Source organism: Halorhabdus sp. SVX81 (genome assembly GCF_029207715.1).
In the GTDB taxonomy this organism is placed as follows: Archaea; Halobacteriota; Halobacteria; order Halobacteriales; family Haloarculaceae; genus Halorhabdus.
This window is the reverse complement of record NZ_CP104322.1, coordinates 2,877,101-2,893,316: the sequence shown is the minus strand read 5'-3', so window position 1 is coordinate 2,893,316 and position 16,216 is coordinate 2,877,101. Positions and strand designations below refer to the sequence as shown.

The 16,216-nt window shown below is 61.6% G+C and carries 14 protein-coding genes; 5 read left to right on the top strand and 9 right to left on the bottom strand.

From position 1 onward, the window contains the following. Positions 1-69: 69 nt before the first annotated feature. A complete protein-coding gene (locus SVXhr_RS14460; RefSeq protein ID WP_275738254.1) occupies positions 70-366 on the bottom strand; it encodes a hypothetical protein in 297 nt (98 codons plus the stop codon). A 489-nt stretch (positions 367-855) separates the two neighbouring features. Next, positions 856-3,684 carry a binary toxin-like calcium binding domain-containing protein gene (locus SVXhr_RS14455; RefSeq protein ID WP_275738252.1) on the bottom strand — a complete coding sequence of 943 codons (2,829 nt, stop codon included), beginning with the start codon at positions 3,682-3,684 and terminating at the stop codon, positions 856-858. Between the two features lie 96 nt (positions 3,685-3,780). Here SVXhr_RS14455 and SVXhr_RS14450 point away from each other — a divergent pair, with 96 nt between their 5' ends. From SVXhr_RS14450 to priL, 4 genes are all read left to right on the top strand, one after another. Next, positions 3,781-4,248 (top strand): hypothetical protein, encoded by a 468-nt coding sequence (locus SVXhr_RS14450; protein ID WP_275738250.1) that lies wholly within the window; start codon positions 3,781-3,783, stop codon positions 4,246-4,248. A 1,197-nt stretch (positions 4,249-5,445) separates the two neighbouring features. Beyond that, positions 5,446-6,189: a DNA polymerase sliding clamp gene (locus SVXhr_RS14445; protein ID WP_275738248.1), complete on the top strand. Its 744-nt coding sequence runs from the start codon at positions 5,446-5,448 to the stop codon at positions 6,187-6,189. Positions 6,190-6,344: 155 nt separating this feature from the next. Continuing rightward, on the top strand, positions 6,345-6,950 hold the full coding sequence (locus SVXhr_RS14440; protein ID WP_275738246.1) for a hypothetical protein: 606 nt from the start codon (positions 6,345-6,347) through the stop codon (positions 6,948-6,950). A 51-nt stretch (positions 6,951-7,001) separates the two neighbouring features. Next, positions 7,002-8,087: a DNA primase regulatory subunit PriL gene (gene priL / locus SVXhr_RS14435; protein ID WP_275738244.1), complete on the top strand. Its 1,086-nt coding sequence runs from the start codon at positions 7,002-7,004 to the stop codon at positions 8,085-8,087. 52 nt (positions 8,088-8,139) lie between these two features. Here the strand turns inward: priL and SVXhr_RS14430 are convergent, their stop codons facing one another. The 7 genes from SVXhr_RS14430 to SVXhr_RS14400 form a co-directional block, all read right to left on the bottom strand. Next, positions 8,140-8,382 carry a hypothetical protein gene (locus SVXhr_RS14430; RefSeq protein WP_275738242.1) on the bottom strand — a complete coding sequence of 81 codons (243 nt, stop codon included), beginning with the start codon at positions 8,380-8,382 and terminating at the stop codon, positions 8,140-8,142. Positions 8,383-8,527: 145 nt separating this feature from the next. Continuing rightward, on the bottom strand, positions 8,528-9,046 hold the full coding sequence (hjc, locus tag SVXhr_RS14425) for a Holliday junction resolvase Hjc (protein ID WP_275738240.1): 519 nt from the start codon (positions 9,044-9,046) through the stop codon (positions 8,528-8,530). An 80-nt stretch (positions 9,047-9,126) separates the two neighbouring features. Next, positions 9,127-9,804 carry an ABC transporter ATP-binding protein gene (locus SVXhr_RS14420; protein WP_275738238.1) on the bottom strand — a complete coding sequence of 226 codons (678 nt, stop codon included), beginning with the start codon at positions 9,802-9,804 and terminating at the stop codon, positions 9,127-9,129. Next, entirely contained in the window at positions 9,804-10,874 is a 1,071-nt protein-coding gene (locus SVXhr_RS14415; RefSeq protein ID WP_275738236.1) for an ABC transporter permease, read from the bottom strand. Before SVXhr_RS14415 ends, SVXhr_RS14420 begins: the two co-directional genes overlap by 1 nt. Further along, positions 10,871-11,917, bottom strand: coding sequence for a hypothetical protein (locus SVXhr_RS14410; protein ID WP_275738234.1), 1,047 nt, complete (start codon positions 11,915-11,917; stop codon positions 10,871-10,873). The genes SVXhr_RS14415 and SVXhr_RS14410 overlap by 4 nt, the downstream gene beginning before the upstream one ends. Positions 11,918-12,052: 135 nt before the next feature. After that, on the bottom strand, positions 12,053-12,571 hold the full coding sequence (locus SVXhr_RS14405; protein ID WP_275738232.1) for a hypothetical protein: 519 nt from the start codon (positions 12,569-12,571) through the stop codon (positions 12,053-12,055). Between the two features lie 156 nt (positions 12,572-12,727). Continuing rightward, complete coding sequence (locus SVXhr_RS14400; protein WP_275738230.1) at positions 12,728-13,591, bottom strand: universal stress protein; 864 nt, start codon at positions 13,589-13,591, stop codon at positions 12,728-12,730. A 195-nt stretch (positions 13,592-13,786) separates the two neighbouring features. On the opposite strand from SVXhr_RS14400, the gene SVXhr_RS14395 reads away from it, so the two are divergent. Beyond that, positions 13,787-16,159: a DEAD/DEAH box helicase gene (locus tag SVXhr_RS14395; RefSeq protein ID WP_275740960.1), complete on the top strand. Its 2,373-nt coding sequence runs from the start codon at positions 13,787-13,789 to the stop codon at positions 16,157-16,159. Positions 16,160-16,216 lie beyond the last annotated feature (57 nt).

Below are 16,216 nucleotides of genomic sequence, written 5' to 3'. Positions count from 1 at the left end.
TCGAATATAAAGATGAAACTACCCGCAACTATCAAGACTACCAAGACGAGACTGACAGCGATAACTCTTTTATTTCGGTTCATGGATCGTTAGCAACTCTTGAATACTAAAAATAAAGTAACGACCGTTCATCGGCGTGCCTGCTTGCTGCTTGTAATTTGAGCTCATCAACGATCGTCGATATAAATCCCAGATCTCTTCCGGCGTTTCATCCGCGTTGCTTCCACTGTAGGTTTCATTCTCCATCAGGCACTTGTTCATGTCCACACCCTCGTCGTCGGCGAGACCCACACAATACGAATGGGCGATCTCGTGCATTGTGGTATGATGAGCGGGATTCAGCGGCTTTGGTCGGTGTTCTGGCATGGTCGATGGCGCTTGAGGTCGATCGATACGTCAGATGGCTCCGTCCAGGTGATCGGCAAATAATTTCCATTTCCGTAATAGAAATAATCCACCTGAAAATCGTCTACGGTAGGTTTTGTCCAGAATTCGGGCGACACAAAGACCACGTACTTTGGCAACTCCTCCGACCTTAGAGAGAAATATATATTGTGTTCGTACGTGAGTGTCCCCAGACACTGGCTCTTGATGAGTGTGCCGTCTTCGCGATACAGTCTAATACTGAGGTTATTGAACCGCGTCTGGCGTTGACCAATTCCGTACGTTCCGATTGTTCCGTTGATATTGAACTGTGGTTCTACTGAGAACTGTCCATCAAAGTCAACTCTCGTGTGTATCCGTGAGCGATCTCCTGACGGTTCTGGTTGTTCGTGCAAGAAAATACTTTGAAATGCGACAACGCTCACGAGTACAATGACGACCGACAGACCGATCCCAATGACGATGGTTCGCTTATTCGGGTTCATTGGTGCTCAACAATTCCTGAATGCTGAAGATGAAATATTCACCTTCCATCGGATCGCCAAATTGTAGCCTGTAATTCACACCCATCAACGATCGCTCCTTTTCATTCCAAATGTATTCCGGTGTCTCATCCGCGTTGCTTCCACTGTAGATTTCATCCTGCATCAGGCACTTGTTCATATCCACACCCTCGTCGTCGGCGAGACCCACACAATACGAATGGGCGATCTCGTGCATTGTGGTATCGGCCGTCAGCATGGCCAGTTCCGATTGATAGGGTGAGTGCTGGACTGGCACCGAAATATTAGAGCGGAGTGATTGGAGATCTGGCACATGTACGGCCATCGTCGGTCCGATGGGGTTCCCTCCGTAAAGGGTAAACTGGAGATTGTTTTGTATATTCGGACCGACGAGAAGCCATTCGTCGCTGGATTGTCGGGATTCGCCGAAATTGCCGTATGTCGTTTCTAACTCCTTGCCCCCTTCCGGGAGAGTATATGAGATTCCATCGGTTAGTTCCTGATCTGGCATGCCTTTCGGTTCCTCACCTATTTTGTTGCGAAACATCTGGTCGGTTATCGTTTCGTCACGGATCAGATCCACGTCCAGACCGTACAACTGCATGTTCTGCTCAATACCGTTTTCCCACGTTGACGTGTTGATCGCCTCGTGTTGGATCCCATCGTAGAAATCCACTTCGATCGTCCAGGACGTGTCGGGTTCGCTGTGTTCGTCAGTCGGCGACGTGCCCCAATGCAACTCACCGACGTGAACCTTCGAGTGATACCGAGTCCCATTATCGTAGATATTAGCGCCCGGCGTCTCTCCGGACACCTCGTGCAGTAACGCCTGCTCAGGGACCGTTTCATCCCCGCGAACCCCGCTCGGTGCTGGGACACCTGAATCACTATCGTGTAAGTGTTCCCGATACAGAATCACGTTCTCCGAATACCCGACACCGTGGACGCCAATGAAGCCGTCCCAGTAGCCGTCGCCGTCCGTGTCAGGATCGGTCGGGTTCGAAGAATCATACATCCGATCCCACGTATACTGATGGTCATTCCACCCGCCAGTAGCCACGGAACGTCCATCCACTTCCTGGCCGTCAGTCAGGCCATCGTCATCAGTGTCAGGATCCCACGGGTCAAGCGGTTTTTCTGCGTCCCACCTTGGAGGTGCCTTCCAGCTGAGTTCTTCCTCGTTCGACATCCAGATATCTGTTTGATTCTTGTCATCGAGGCCGATGAACGTCACGCGGTCGATTGGTCGAGGTTTAGATCCGCCCGGGGATACCGAATCATCGACGACGAAGTCGAAATCAGTTCCGGCGTCGTCAACGATACCCGGTTGCGCCGCGATCGGACCGCGAGCCAGCTGAGGAGAGACACCCAGAACATCCATCAGGAACTCTTTATCCCGGTGCATTCGTACACCATCAAGTAATTCTGCTCTTTCTTGAGAGAGTGAATACGTCACAGAACTCCGCGGATCCGTATGCGTGTGTCTCTTCTCCTCGAAGTCGGTCAGTCCATCACCGTCCGAATCCGTGGATTGGGGATCCGAGGAGACTTCTAGTGTCCCATTCGCTGGCTGTTCGGTGCTGTTTGCCCATCGATACGCCTGTCCGCTCTTGTTGATCGTATCGATCTCCCAACCGTTGACTTCCGTCGAGTCGAGCAATTTGTCGTCATCGGAGTCCGGATCCGTCGGATGACTCCGCCACTCGTATCCGACGAACGTCCTTCCTCGATAGCTGGTGTCCGCGTACACCGGCTGGTCGATCAGCACTTCCTGGCTATCTGCAAGCCCGTCATTGTCCGTATCGTATCCGGGCGCTTCTTCTGATTCCGTCTCGCTTGGAAGCCACGTGAGGGTGACGCGCTCCCCGTTCGCGAGTGGGACGCCACGTTTTTCGAGACGATCCGGAATGCCGTCACCGTCACGATCGGCATTTTCACCCGCCGCCTTCGCCGTACTGATGTTGATGTAGTCAACTTTGATCCACGCCGTCGTATTCTGATTCTGATAGGTCCACCGTCCGTCCGCTTCGAGCGAGATACGGACATTCTGGCCGGCATACTCGCTGATGTCAATGGTTGGCGCGGCAGCCACCGTCTCGTCTTCGTTGCTCCCGTCGTTACTCAATGTGAAAATCCGCTGGGATTTCGTTCCGGCATCGGTGTCGCTGACTGGCGAAATATATAGATTGATCGCTGCGTTTGACCACTCGGCATTGACGTGTGCCTGGAGAGAACTCTTGAAGTACAATGAACGGTTACCGAGAAGCTCCGAACGGGGTAAACGAACCGTCCGATTGAGGAACCTCGCCCGGTTGGTCTCCTCCTGGACTTTTGCCGCGCCGTCCTCGATTTTACAGAATCCTTTCGTCGGCGAATCGAGGGAGGAGTCGTCTGGATCCCGCGGGATATTTGAACACGTCCACTTCGTCAGGTTCTCGAACGTCTCATTGATCACGCTGATCCCATGCGTCTCAATCGGAGACGTTGCGCGGCGGTCGAGGAACGCGTGCCAGGCAGGCTGGTTGAAGACGACGAACTTCGAGAAATGCTCCGTTCGTGCTGTTACTGATTCGTTCGAAGCGTCCACGGTACTGGGGAGCGGTTGATAGGTATTCCTGGTCTGATTGAACGTGTATACAGCGAGTGCTGATTCGTTCGATATATTGGCTGCGTCATAGTCGATCTGTACTGTCGCGTTGTCTATCTCGGCCTGGGTTTCGATGGAGACGTACGACGATGCTGAGACGTTCGGCGGACCATACTTTTCCGAGAATTGAACGTTCGACGGTTTTTGCACTGTTGTTTCGGCTGCAGCGTTCCCCTGACCGGTTATCTCAACGTCAACGCCCAGACTTTCATTGCTCGTTCTGGTTGTGTATGTCTCGTTGCCATCTTGAGTGCCGTCGTCGTCAGTGTCGGGATCGAGTGGGTCTGTCGCAAACGGTTCGGTGGGTTCGACGCCGTCGTCGAGGCCGTCGTCGTCAGTGTCGGCTTGCCACGGATCAGTCCCATTGGCGAGTTCTTGGGAATCGGTCAACCCGTCACCGTCGATGTCGGCGTACTGTGGCGGTGTCCCGGCGTCGTATTCCTCGGCGTTGGTCAACCCGTCGCTGTCGAGGTCTTCTTCGCCGTCAGGTGTTCCATCGTCGTCAGTATCGGCGTCGAGCGGCTCTGTCCCAATCCCGGTTTCGCAGCCATCAAGAAGGCCGTCATCGTCAGTGTCCGCATCGAGCGGATCCGTACCCAGTTTGCGTTCGCGAGCAGTGATCAACCGATCGCCGTCGAAGTCCTCACGCCCGTCGATCGTGCCATTATTAGCCTCGTTCACCGCCGTCGACGGTGCGTCACTGTCCGGATCTAGCGGATCCGTGCCCGTTATATTTTCCTCGTAGGTATCGGGTAATCCGTCACCGTCTAGTCGAAGGACAACCGTACTTGTCTGAGATGCCTTAGATTGACCTGGTGAGCCGCCATCGCTGCTGTTTTTCGACTGCTGACCGTCTTTGCTTTCGACAGCCGCAATTTCGATCGTATTCACCCGCTCGGTGAGGTTGATGGGTTTCGCGAAAGTGCCGTTGGCATAGTCATTCCGAAGCGGGAGGTCGACTGAACGGTCATCGTTGATCGTCGCGGTAACGTTCGTTGTGTCGAGGCCGGTCGGATTCGTGACGTTGCCGACGAGTGTGTACTGTACCGACTCGCTCCCGTTGCGGATCGGATCCGTCCGTCGGGTCAGCGTCACGTCCGAGCCGACCTTGCGATCGATCAATCGCAACGCGGTCCGGGCCTGTTTGAGTGCAGAGCCGCACGTCCGGATGGCCTGCGCAGTCGTGCGGATGGATTGGGCACCCGACTTCTTGCCAGCACGATCACGAATCCGCTCGGCCCGGTCGAGTTGTCGCCGGGCGTTGTCGATGTGCGCTTCGACACTGTTGATCATTCCCGGACCGAGGTCCGCTTCAGTCGCTGTGAAGGCATACTCGGCATCACGAATCACCTGCCGAGCGGACCGGTTGTCTGCTGTCGCCACCAACTCGACGATCTGGTCGAGTCGCGTGCTCTGATCAGTCCCGTCGAAGTCAGTCAGTGCGCGGAGCGCTGTTGCATCGCGAATGAACGCGTGCTGGTCGTCGATGCGTGTCGGATCCTGGTAATACGCGAACGACTCGTTCAGGCGCGAGCGGGCGCGCTCTCTGGCTGCTTCGAGATCGGTCGCAGGGGTTGAGAAATTCTCGACTTGTTCCATGGCTTGGGCTTTCAACATCACCGGCGGCCCGTCCATTGCCACCTCGGGACAGTATCAACCGGCGCTGTATTCCCCGCGGTTTCTGTGACTGTCCCGGCAGATACCGTCCCTGCTGGCACTATCGAGACGATCATGAGAACCGATGCAACGACCGCGAACAATTTCCATTGCCCACCACTCCAGGACATATTTGTCGAAAACATACACCATTTAAAAATAATTTCCGGTTGGACTTATCAAGGGACAAATTGTGAGCCGTCGCCGACACAACGTGAAGTCTTTTTAATGGATGCGGTCGTACCTCGCTCCAAGATGTTCAACGCCATCGTGAGTGCGGACACGCTACGGACGGCACTGGACTCCGTCAGCGTGCTGGTCGAGGAGTGTAAGCTGCGGCTCGAAGCGGACGGGCTGGAGATCCGAGCGGTCGACCCGGCCAACGTCGGCATGGTCGATCTGACGCTGTCGGCTGCCGCCTTCGAGTCCTACGAGACCGACGGCGGCGTCATCGGGGTCAATCTCTCGCGGCTCGAAGACATCGCCGGGATGGCCGATTCCGACCAACTCATCCACCTCGAACTCGACGAGGAGACCCGCAAGCTCGAGATCGCCATCGACGGCCTCGAATATACCCTCGCACTGATCGACCCGGATTCGATCCGCCAGGAGCCCGATCTGCCCGATCTCGATCTCGCCTCGGAGATCGTCCTCGAAGGTCGAGACGTCGACCGCGCCGTGACGGCTTCGGACATGGTTAGCGATCACGTCGCCCTTGGGGTCGACGAGACCGACGAGCTGTTCTACGTCGACGCGGAGGGCGACACCGACGACGTCCATCTCGAACTCGGTCGCGAGGACCTCATCGACCTGACCGCCGGGTCCGCCCGGTCGCTGTTCTCGCTGGACTATCTCAAGGACATGAACAAGGCGATCCCGAACGACGCCGAGGTCACGATGGAACTCGGCGAGGAGTTCCCCGTCAAGATGCACTTCGATATTGCCGAGGGGCAGGGTTCGGTCACCTACATGCTCGCGCCGCGGGTCCAGAGCGACTAGACGGCGAGACTGGACCCGAGACCACGCTTTCGGTCCGGAACAGCCCGTCGGTTCGACCGCACGATGGCGACTCTCCCGTTTTGCGGCCGAACAGCCACTTTCGTCTTGCGTCCGTCTGACGTAGCGTTTTGTGTGTGGGGACCGACGGCTTCGGTATGCCGAGCCTCGGCGAAGCCTACGACGACGCCCGCTGGGGCGATCGCCGCCCGCGCCAGATTCACGCCGGGATCGCTGTCTTCCTCGCGGGTGCGCTTGCCGTCGTCGTCGCGATCACGCTCGTCACGACGCCACTCTCGGACGCGCTCGGGCTGGATTCGACGACGACCTACCGGGTTGCCGGAGTGGTTGCAGGCGTGGGTGTGCCGGGGACGTTCCTGGGCGTCGTCGCCGTGTTGCCCTCCAGTCGCCGCCAGCGACTCGGTGTCGCCCTCGGAACTATCGTCGCGCTTGCCGGCGTCGGGCTCTTCTGGTACGCCTATCCGGCCCACTGGACGGCAACCCAGCACTCGCTGGCCTTTCACACTGCGGCCGTCTACTTCCTGGGGGGCTCGCTCTCGCTTTGGTTCGTCTTTGCCACGCTTGCGAACTCCCACGTCCGGAACGACCCGCACGGCACCGTTCGCCTGCGCGTGACGCGCCAGGGTGAGTCCCGGGTCCTCGAAGTGAGTCGGGACGACTATCAGCGATACGCGGCCGCCATCAGCGACGGCGGCGAGGACGAGCAGGTCATCCGCGAAATCGAGTCGAAGTACGAGCAGTGAGTCATTTGCAGTCCCGAGGCTTTATCCCCGGACAGTCCAATCGCCATGTCGATGGAGTCGCTTCACGCCCGGTATCCGTTCCTCGACGCCTCCCGGCAGGCCGTCGAGGCGGCAGATGTCGATCTCGCGACGGTCGTTTCCCAGCGCGGCCCGGCCGTCGACCGTGGACGCGAGCGCGTGGAGTCGGCACTGTTCGACGGGGCTGTCGGTGATACCCACCGCCAGACTCGCGTCGAATTGCTTTCGTATCCAGTCGCGCGGGTCATCGTCTCGCTGATCGACCAGCCGGCGCTGACACATCGCTACGCCCGCGCGGAAGCCGAAACGGCACACGAACGTTTCACGGCGGAACTCGCCGCGGGGGAGTTCCGGTCGACCGACCGACAGCAACTCGATCTGCGGACCCTGCTCGCCGAGTTCGACCTGACGGGGGCTATCGAGGCCCGCGGGACCGGCGGACTGAGGGAGGCGGACCGCTTTTCGGTCGCCGTCGGGGCGTATCTCGACCTCGCGGCCGGGCAACGTGGCGAGCCATGGCGACTCGTCAACCGATCGCTTGCCGACGGCCGGGTGCCGGTCGACCGCGAGGAGTTGCTCGAACTACTCCGGCAGGCTGTCGAAGAGCGGATCTTTGCGGGATTGCCGCTCACCGTTCCGGAACCGATCGCCGACGCGCTCGCCGAGGATGTCGCGGCCGTCGAGGAGCGCCTGGACGAACTCGATCTGACCCGCGAAATCGACACTGTCGTCCCGGAACTGTTCCCGCCGTGTATGACCGCACTGCTCGATCAGGTCCAGAAGGGCGAACACCTCGCGCATCATTCGCGGTTTGCGATCACCTCGTTCCTGGCGTCGATCGGGATGGCGACCGACGACATCGTCGACCTCTACGAGGTCAATCCGGGCTTTGGCGAGGAGATGACCCGCTATCAGACCGATCACATTCGGGGGGAAACATCGCCGACGGAGTACTCCCCGCCCGCGTGTGCAACCATGCAGTCCTACGGTGATTGTGTCAACATGGACGACCTGTGTGAGGAGATCTCGCATCCGCTCAGTTACTACGAGGCGAAACTCGAAGACGCCGACGAGGAGGAGATGATCGACTGGCGTGAGCGCGACGCTGCGGACGACTAATCGTTTTGACAATTCCGAGAACCCGCTGCGGGTCGTTCGTCGACCAGGTCCACTACTCGCTGTCGTCGTCTTCCGTCGGATCGACCGCCTCGGCCGAATCCATCCGCGTGAGAACGAGTCCGACCCCGGACATGACGATGATGAACCCGACCAGTGCGGCGACCAGTGCGTATCCGCCGGTCGGCCCGAGGCCGCCGTCGGTCGAATACACCGTGGTAAGAACTGCTAACGCGCCGATAAATCCCACGACGATAGTGATAGATACAGCGGCCTCCAGGGCGGTTTGGCGCTCCATTGTCTCGCCCGTTCGTTCCACAGGGCGGTCCAAAAGCGCTTCGAAGCGCTGCTGTCGTTGGGGCCCCATCCCGACGGCTCCACCCGGGGGCCGAGTGTCTTCAGCCCCACGTTTCAGGTGGAGATCCCGACGACCGGGCGACCGATCACTCGAGCATTTCAGCGGCTTCCTCCCGGGAGATGTCGCCGCGTTCGAATGCCGCGAGGATGTCGAGTGTCGCCGAATCCGGGCCGTCGTCACCGACCTCGTCGAGGCGGACCTTCTCGGAGTGACCGACGAGTTCCGCAAAGTCAGTCCCCTCGGCGATCGCCGTCTCGCGCTTGACGCGGTAGTTGCCGCCGTCGGTCGTATAGAGGTCGGCCGGGTGGAAGAAGTACCACGCCTCCCGGTCGAACCGGACGCCGATCCGCGGGCGCGCGCCGAAGTTCCGCGAGAAAAACAGCAGGGCTTCGACCTCTTCGCCGTCGAGATAGATGGGATCGCCGGCGCTTGACTTGGCTTCGATCGCATAGAAGTCCTCGCCGTCGCCAGCCAGCACGTCCGGGAGTTCGCGCTCGGTGGCCGACCCGCTCGCGGGCGCACGCATCACGGCGAAGCCCGCCTCGTCGAGTTCGTTGACGAGTTCGCGCTCCCGGCGGTCGCCTTTCGCGTTCGATCCTACCATTGTCAGACCCTTGCCGTGGCTCCTCTTGAACGCGTCGGCTACAGCCTCGGATGGTGGGGGCCGTTCTCCGGAGCCGTTGATCACGTTCCGTCGACACTGATCGAGTCACGGTACAGTTCCGTGATATCGCCGTCGTGAGCGGGTGCCGTCGCTGGATCGCCCGTCCACTGGACGCGGCCATCGGCCAGAATCGTCACCGTGTCCGCGATCTCGATGAACCGGTCGTGGTGATGGGTCGCGACGACGAACAGCCGGTCCGGTCCGGCATACTCGAGGAAGAACTCCCGGAGTCGACCGACGTACTCGTCGTCGACGTCCGCGAGCGGTTCGTCGAGCAGGACGATATCCGGTCGATTCACGAACGCCAGGGCGACGTCGAGTCGGGACCGAAATCCCGCGGAGAGGGCCCCGGCGGGTCGATGGGCCATCCGGGTCAATCCACACCGCTCGAGTAGCGTTTCGAGCCAGTCCGTCGACGAGCCGGCGATCTCCCCGAAGGTTTCGAGGTTCTCCCGGACCGTGAGCCCCTCGTACACCTGCGGTTCCTGGAAGCTACAGCCGACGGAGCCGTCGGGGATCGATAGCTGTCCGGCGTCGGGGTCCGTCAACCCGAGGAGGAGTCGAAACAGGGTCGTCTTGCCAGCGCCGTTGGGTCCGAGGACGATGTGCCATCCCGGCTCGAACGACAGCGAGATCGCTTCGAGGGACGTTGCCTTGCCGTAGGACTTCTCGACGTCCGTGAGTTCGATCGGTTTCATCAGTGTCCTCGTTTGTACGTCTCGATCGTGAGCCACATTCCCGACAGTGACAGTCCCGCGACGACCGCAACGGCGGCGATCCAGGGAGCGTACACTCTGGCCGGAACCGCCCGCAGGAGTTCACTCCGGACGACGATCATCGCGTAGTGGAGTGGGTTGTGCCGTGCGACGAACTTGCTCAGCGGGGAGAAAAACCCGGCCGGATACGCGAGGTTCGACAGCACGACCAACACGAAAAAGCAGACGACGTTCAGGACGCGGCCGGCGTCGCTGAAGTCGGTCGCGAACGAGATCGAGATACTCAGCCCCGAGAGGCCGAGAAACGACAACACCAACACGCCGACGGCAACGACCGATGGCGGCTGGAGGCCGTAGCCCAGGAGTCGACCGACGAGGTAGATAACGCCCAGACTCACGAGGACCAGCCCCGTGACGAAGACGAGTTTCGCGACCACCAGCCGATGGAGTGAACTGTCCAGCCGGAGGCGGTCGAACACCTGGGCCTCTCTGGCGAGCACGGCAGGGACGTACGCGAACGCCACCAGCATGACCACGAGCATGGCCATCGTCGGCAGGAGGTACTCCGAGAGACTCTTCCGGTCGCCGATGACGTATCGCTCGCCCGTGATATCCGCCGGGAGCATTTCGTCGAGCGAATCCGACAGCATGGTACCGAGCACCTGGGACGGCATGCGATAGATGGTGACGCTTCCGTGGACGGAGATGTCGATCGTCGCCGATCCGTCGGTGTCAGTGATTCCAGGGGGGACCTCGATGACGGCATAGACCTGCTCACGACGGAGCTGGGAAAAGGCCGCGTCGCGTGAGTCGACGATTTTCGGATCGGAGACGAACGCGACGCCGCCCCGGACTACGTCGAGGTCCGCCTCAGTCACGTCCTCGTCCGCCGGCGTGATCGCAACCGGGGAGTTCTCGGGCAGGGTGTGCTCGAAGAACAGCGTCCCGCCGGCCACGACGGCTGGGACGAGGACGAACAGCACGAGAAGGGCAGCGAGGCGGTGTTTCCCCCAGGCGATGTCCTTCCGGAGCAGCGGACCGATGCCCCTCATGGCTCGCCGGCGTTCCTGGTTGTGTCTGTGAGGTCCACGCCAGTCACCCCCGCGAGGAACTCGGCAGCGCCCTCAACGACAGTCACCGCGACATCGGCAGGCCCGGACACCTCGACCACGACCGTCGAGGCACTCCTGTCGACGGTCACCGCCCCCAGCCCCTCGCGTGTGTCCCCGTCGGCCGTGAGACTTCGCGCCCCCGCGAGTGCGCCGTCGACGGTGGCTTTGACATCCTCGGCGTCGGCAGCACTTTCGGCGTGCAGCCGAACGACGGCACCGACGCCGTCGTCGTCCCGATACGCCTTGCCGGTGACCGACGTGAGCGCGACGAACTGCCCCGGATCGACCATCCCGCCGATCCCGGCTGTCCCGAACGGCAACTCGTCGGGCACGCGCGCGGCGGCACCGAACGGCAGCGACCGTGTCGCCGCCAGCCGACGCCGGAGGTCGCTGTCGACGGGGTCGAGAATGCCTGCATCGACGTCCATCGCCGCCCGGACTGCCGGCGGCGTTCCGATCGCATAGCTCCCGTCATCGATGACCCCGAGAGACGGGCCGGCGTCGCCGGATTCGTACAGCGGCCGGTCGCGGTACGTGTGGCGAGTGAGCGGGAAATCGGCCTGCTCGACGGCGTCGACGAACGACTTCGCCGACCAGTTCGAATCGATACGGAGGCCGACGTATCGACGGTCGGTGTCCGGCCGGTATTTCGCGAAGCCGACTGCCGTCTCTGCGTTCGCCGGATCGAGGTCAGTTCGCGTCGAAAGCGCAGCGAGCGCTGACTGGCTCTCGGCATCCGAACCGCCATCTTCCCAGGGCAATAGCGGAGCCAGCCCCGCGTCGACGACGCGCCGCACTGCATCGTCGTCCAGAAGGGTTGCCACGTCGGCGTGGGCCACGGCCGAGACACCTGCCGGGACCGTCTCGAGATCGTCCGTGGTATCCGTCCCGGACTTGCCGCCAAGCGACGTACACCCGGCCGTGAGAACGCCCAGCGTCGACGTGCCACCGAGTCGGAGGGCCTCACGCCGACTGATTTCCATGCCCAGAATCTGGGGAAGATACGGTAAAAATGTACCTCACTCGGCCGATCTCAATTTATTTTTGGATGTCATGAATAGGGTCGACGCGGTTCTGCGCATCTGCCTGTTTGGGCCTGCCATCGAGTGACGGCTTGGTCACTTGGTGGTGTTCCCGGACGACTGATCTCTATTGGCTGGTTTGACTTCTTCGAGGAACTGTTTCGCTTGCGTTGCGGATCCGAATTCGTGTGCGCGGGTCCCGGCGACTCCGAGGCCAAAGATATTGACGGTAGCTCCGATGCTGGTATTGGCTTCAACGTGACCGAAGGATTGACTCACCCATTCGTCCCGGCCGGAGATGCGACTTTCGACAGTGAACGCCGCAGGGTCGGTATCCCAGCCGTAGAGTAATCTACTGTTCACGTCAACCCAAACTAATGGCTTCTCGTCCAGCGTTTCACTCGCGTCCATCCCTGGGATTTCGTAGCTATCTTCGCAGACGACTGTGCCATTGCGTTTTACCCGGGCATCGACTTCGACTTCTCCAGGCCACGATCTGTTGAGACGAACGAACCAGAGTCGGTGTTCTCGCTGGAATGGATCCAGGGCGATGTAGCTAGCGCCACCGATCGCGCCTGCCCCGCCCAGCGATGCGAGAAACCGACGTCGGTTCATGTCGAGATCATCTCCGATATGATATCGAATCTTGCAGTAAATCTAATAAATATGTTCTGATCCGGAGTCGTCACCGGTCACGACGAAAGCGAGCGGGAGATGCTGTACTCACGGGGAACGCAAAATCCATTGCCGATAGCGGTCTCGTCTGCGTGCTCACTCCTCACGCACGGTCACGACCGGCACCGGCGCGGACCGGACGGTCTTCTCGGCGACGCTGCCCAACAGGATTCGATCGACGCCGCGGCGGCCGGTCGTGCCCATCACGACGGCCTGGCAGTCGTACTCGTCGACGGCCGAGAGGATCTCCTCGTCGGGCGACCCGGTCTCGACGTGTGTGCTCGCCTCGACGTCCCGCTTTTCGGCCATGCCCGCGACCTCCGAGACCGCCTCGTGGGCACCCTGGTCGAAGTCGCCGCTGGTGACGTTCGAGCCGATATCCGGCCCGAGCGCGGCGGTCTCGACCACCGAGAGCACGTCGACCGCGGCGTCCATGGCCGCCGCGAGGTCGAGGCCGTGCTCGGCGGCGCGACGTGACGATTCGCTGCTGTCGGTCGGGAGCAGGATGCGCTCGTATGGGAAGGTAAACGCATCCTCTTCGATCATCCGGGCGGTCAGCACCGGCACGTCCGCGAGTCGGACGACCTTTTCAGTGACGCTACCGAGCAGGAACCGCGAGAGTCCCTCGCGGGCGTGGGTCGGCATCACGATCAGGTCGTAGCCGTATTCGCTGGCGTACTTGACGATCGTCTCGGCCGGCGTCCCCTGGACGACATCGGCGCTGTGGGCGACGTCGAGGGAGTCGAGGGTCTCGCCCACGTCGGCGACGACCTGCTTGCCGTGTTCGACGAGCCCGTCGACCACCCCTTCGTCAACGACTGTCACGCTGTACTCGTCGGTATCAGCGACGTAGAGGATCTGGATCTCTGCGTCGAAGTGGTGGGCGATCTCGCCGGCATGGTGGAGTACCTCGGCGGGTCCAGTCTGCTCGTCGACCGGGAGGAGGATCTGGTCGTACATAGGGTCGCATTCATTCGTTGGCAGGATAAAACAGGGGGACTGTCCGGGGTGGTTGTCCGGTCGCCGCCAGTGTCGACCGGTTGGCCAGGTATCTCGATCGGCCGATCGGGCTGGGACCCGCGACAGAAACGCCTATGCACGCGCCGCCCCGTCTCTGACCTACGCGTGGCAGAGCCAGTCGAGAGCCCAAAAGCGGTGCCCGTCGCCGACGTATTGCCCGACTTCGCGCCGGCGTTTCCCTTCGAGTCGTTCAACGCGATGCAGGCCGAGACCCTGCCGGCGCTGCTCGAGCGCGACGAGAACGTCGTCGTGAGCGCGCCGACCGCCAGCGGCAAGACCGCGGTCGCGGAGGTTGCCATCGCGAAGACCATCGATCGGGGCGGGACGGCGCTTTTTCTCGCGCCGCTCCGGGCACTCACCAATGAAAAGGAGAGCGAGTGGGATCGCTTCGAGGAACTGGGCCACTCGGTGTACGTCGTCACCGGCGAGCGCGACCTCAACCCCCGGCGTGCCGAACGCGCGGACGTCCTCGTCATGACGCCCGAGAAGGCCGACTCGGCGACCCGCAAGCACGACTCCAGTCGGTACAGCTTCGTCACCGACGTCGACTGCGTCGTCATCGACGAGGTCCACTTACTCGACGCAGACCGTCGCGGGAGCGTGCTGGAGGTCACCATTTCCAGACTTCGACGCCTCTGTGACCCCCGGATCGTGGCCCTCTCGGCGACGATGACCAACATCGGGGACGTCGCCGAGTGGCTTGAGGCCCCCGCCGAGAGCACCTTCGCCTTCGGCGACGACTATCGACCGGTCCCCCTCAACGCCGACGTCAAGACCTACAGCCACGGCGAGAACGCCTTCGCCGACAAGTACCGGCGGCTGTATCGAGCCCTCGATCTCGTCGAACCCCACCTCCGGGAGGACGGGCAGTCACTCGTGTTCGTCTCCTCCCGGCAGGACACGGTCCAGGCGGCCAAGAAGACCCGCGACGAACTCGCCGAACGGGACATTCCGATCGGTGCCCGGGGCGACTACGACTTTCACAACGACGCTTCCGAACTCAACAACAACACCCTCCGGCAGTCGGTCCTCGACGGCGTCGGGTTCCACCACGCCGGCCTCTCCCGGGAGGACAAGAATCTCGTCGAACAGTGGTTCCGCGAGGGCAAACTCGCGATCCTCTTCTCGACGTCCACGCTCGCGTGGGGCGTCAACCTGCCCGCCCGGTGTGTCGTGATCCGTGACACCAAACTCCACGATCCGCTGGAGGGCGAGGTCGACATGAGCCCCCTCGACGTGCTTCAGATGCTCGGGCGGGCGGGCCGGCCGGGCTATGACGAACACGGGTACGCCTGGGTGATCACCGACCGCAGCGAGGCCGACAAGTACCGACGACTCCTCCGAGACGGCAAGGAGATCGAGTCACGGCTGGCCGAGAGTCTGGATGCCCACCTCAACGCCGAGATCGCGATGGGGACGATCCGCGATCTCGATGACGTGCTCGACTGGCTGGAGACGACGTTCTACTACGTGCGCGCGAACAATGCCCCCGATCGCTACGACGCCGCGGGATCGCTTCGGGAGCAGGCCAGTTCCACGATGCGTGGGCTCGTCGATCGGGGCTTCGTCGAGATGGACGACGATCTCCGGGTCTCGGCGACCGCCCTTGGCCGCCTCGCCTCGCGTTTTTACCTCCGGCTGGATACTGCCCGGCACTTCGGCGATCTCGCCGACGCCGCGGGCGAGGCCGAACTCACCGAACGGGACATACTCTCGGCCGTCGCGGGGGCCGGCGAGTTCGACAGCGTCAGCGCCCGAACCGACGAACGCGACGCTGTCCACGCGGTCCTGGGCGACGACCGGACCGATCAGGAGACCGTCGTCGATGTCGATCTCGATTCGGGTCAGCGGAAGGTCCTGGCGATTCTGGAGGCCAGCATGCGGGGAACGACGCCGACCGAACTTCAGAGCGACGCCTGGGTGATCCGCCAGAACGCCAATCGCCTCCTGGCTGCACTTCAGGCCTTCCTCGCGGAGTTCGACGGCGCACGCGCGGCGAACCTCGCCCGTCGGATCGAGGCCCGCGTCGAACACGGCATCAGCGACGACGCGGTCGGGTTGACGGCCATCGACGGCGTCGGGTCCGGTCGGGCGAGCAAACTCGCCGCCGAGGGACTGGCGACGCCAGCCGACGTGGTCGCGGCGGGTGTCGAGGGCCTGGTCGATGCGGGCCTGAGCGAGGGCGTCGCCGAGCGCGTCCTCGAGAGTGCACGTGACCTGCCGGTGGTCGAGATCGACTGGGGAGCCTTCCCCGAGTCGATCCCCCACGGCGAGAACGAGATGTGCGAGGTGACGATTCGGAACACGGCCGGCGGCGGGCAGGCTGGCATCCGGGTGACCGTCAACGGCGTCGAGATGACTGCGAGCGAGACCTACCTTGGCGAGGCGACGCTTCCGGTCGGCGTCTTCGGGGGTGACGCCGACGAACTGACTTTCCGCGTCGAAGTGTCGTTCCCGGAACTCCCGATTCAGCCGGTCGTCGAGACGCGGACGGTCGAAGTTGTCTGAGCGACGACCCTGTCGAAACTCCGGCTGGTATCTGGGTACAAATCATATCGCCGGTTC

Bases quoted from the DNA above. Each gene is read 5' to 3' on its own strand.
- SVXhr_RS14460 (WP_275738254.1), bottom strand. From the start codon at position 366: ATGCCAGAACACCGACCAAAGCCGCTGAATCCCGCTCATCATACCACA.
- SVXhr_RS14445 (WP_275738248.1), top strand. From the start codon at position 5,446: ATGTTCAACGCCATCGTGAGTGCGGACACGCTACGGACGGCACTGGAC.
- SVXhr_RS14440 (WP_275738246.1), top strand. From the start codon at position 6,345: ATGCCGAGCCTCGGCGAAGCCTACGACGACGCCCGCTGGGGCGATCGC.
- priL (WP_275738244.1), top strand. From the start codon at position 7,002: ATGGAGTCGCTTCACGCCCGGTATCCGTTCCTCGACGCCTCCCGGCAG.
- SVXhr_RS14430 (WP_275738242.1), bottom strand. From the start codon at position 8,382: ATGGAGCGCCAAACCGCCCTGGAGGCCGCTGTATCTATCACTATCGTC.
- hjc (WP_275738240.1), bottom strand. From the start codon at position 9,046: ATGGTAGGATCGAACGCGAAAGGCGACCGCCGGGAGCGCGAACTCGTC.
- SVXhr_RS14420 (WP_275738238.1), bottom strand. From the start codon at position 9,804: ATGAAACCGATCGAACTCACGGACGTCGAGAAGTCCTACGGCAAGGCA.
- SVXhr_RS14415 (WP_275738236.1), bottom strand. From the start codon at position 10,874: ATGAGGGGCATCGGTCCGCTGCTCCGGAAGGACATCGCCTGGGGGAAA.
- SVXhr_RS14410 (WP_275738234.1), bottom strand. From the start codon at position 11,917: ATGGAAATCAGTCGGCGTGAGGCCCTCCGACTCGGTGGCACGTCGACG.
- SVXhr_RS14405 (WP_275738232.1), bottom strand. From the start codon at position 12,571: ATGAACCGACGTCGGTTTCTCGCATCGCTGGGCGGGGCAGGCGCGATC.
- SVXhr_RS14400 (WP_275738230.1), bottom strand. From the start codon at position 13,591: ATGTACGACCAGATCCTCCTCCCGGTCGACGAGCAGACTGGACCCGCC.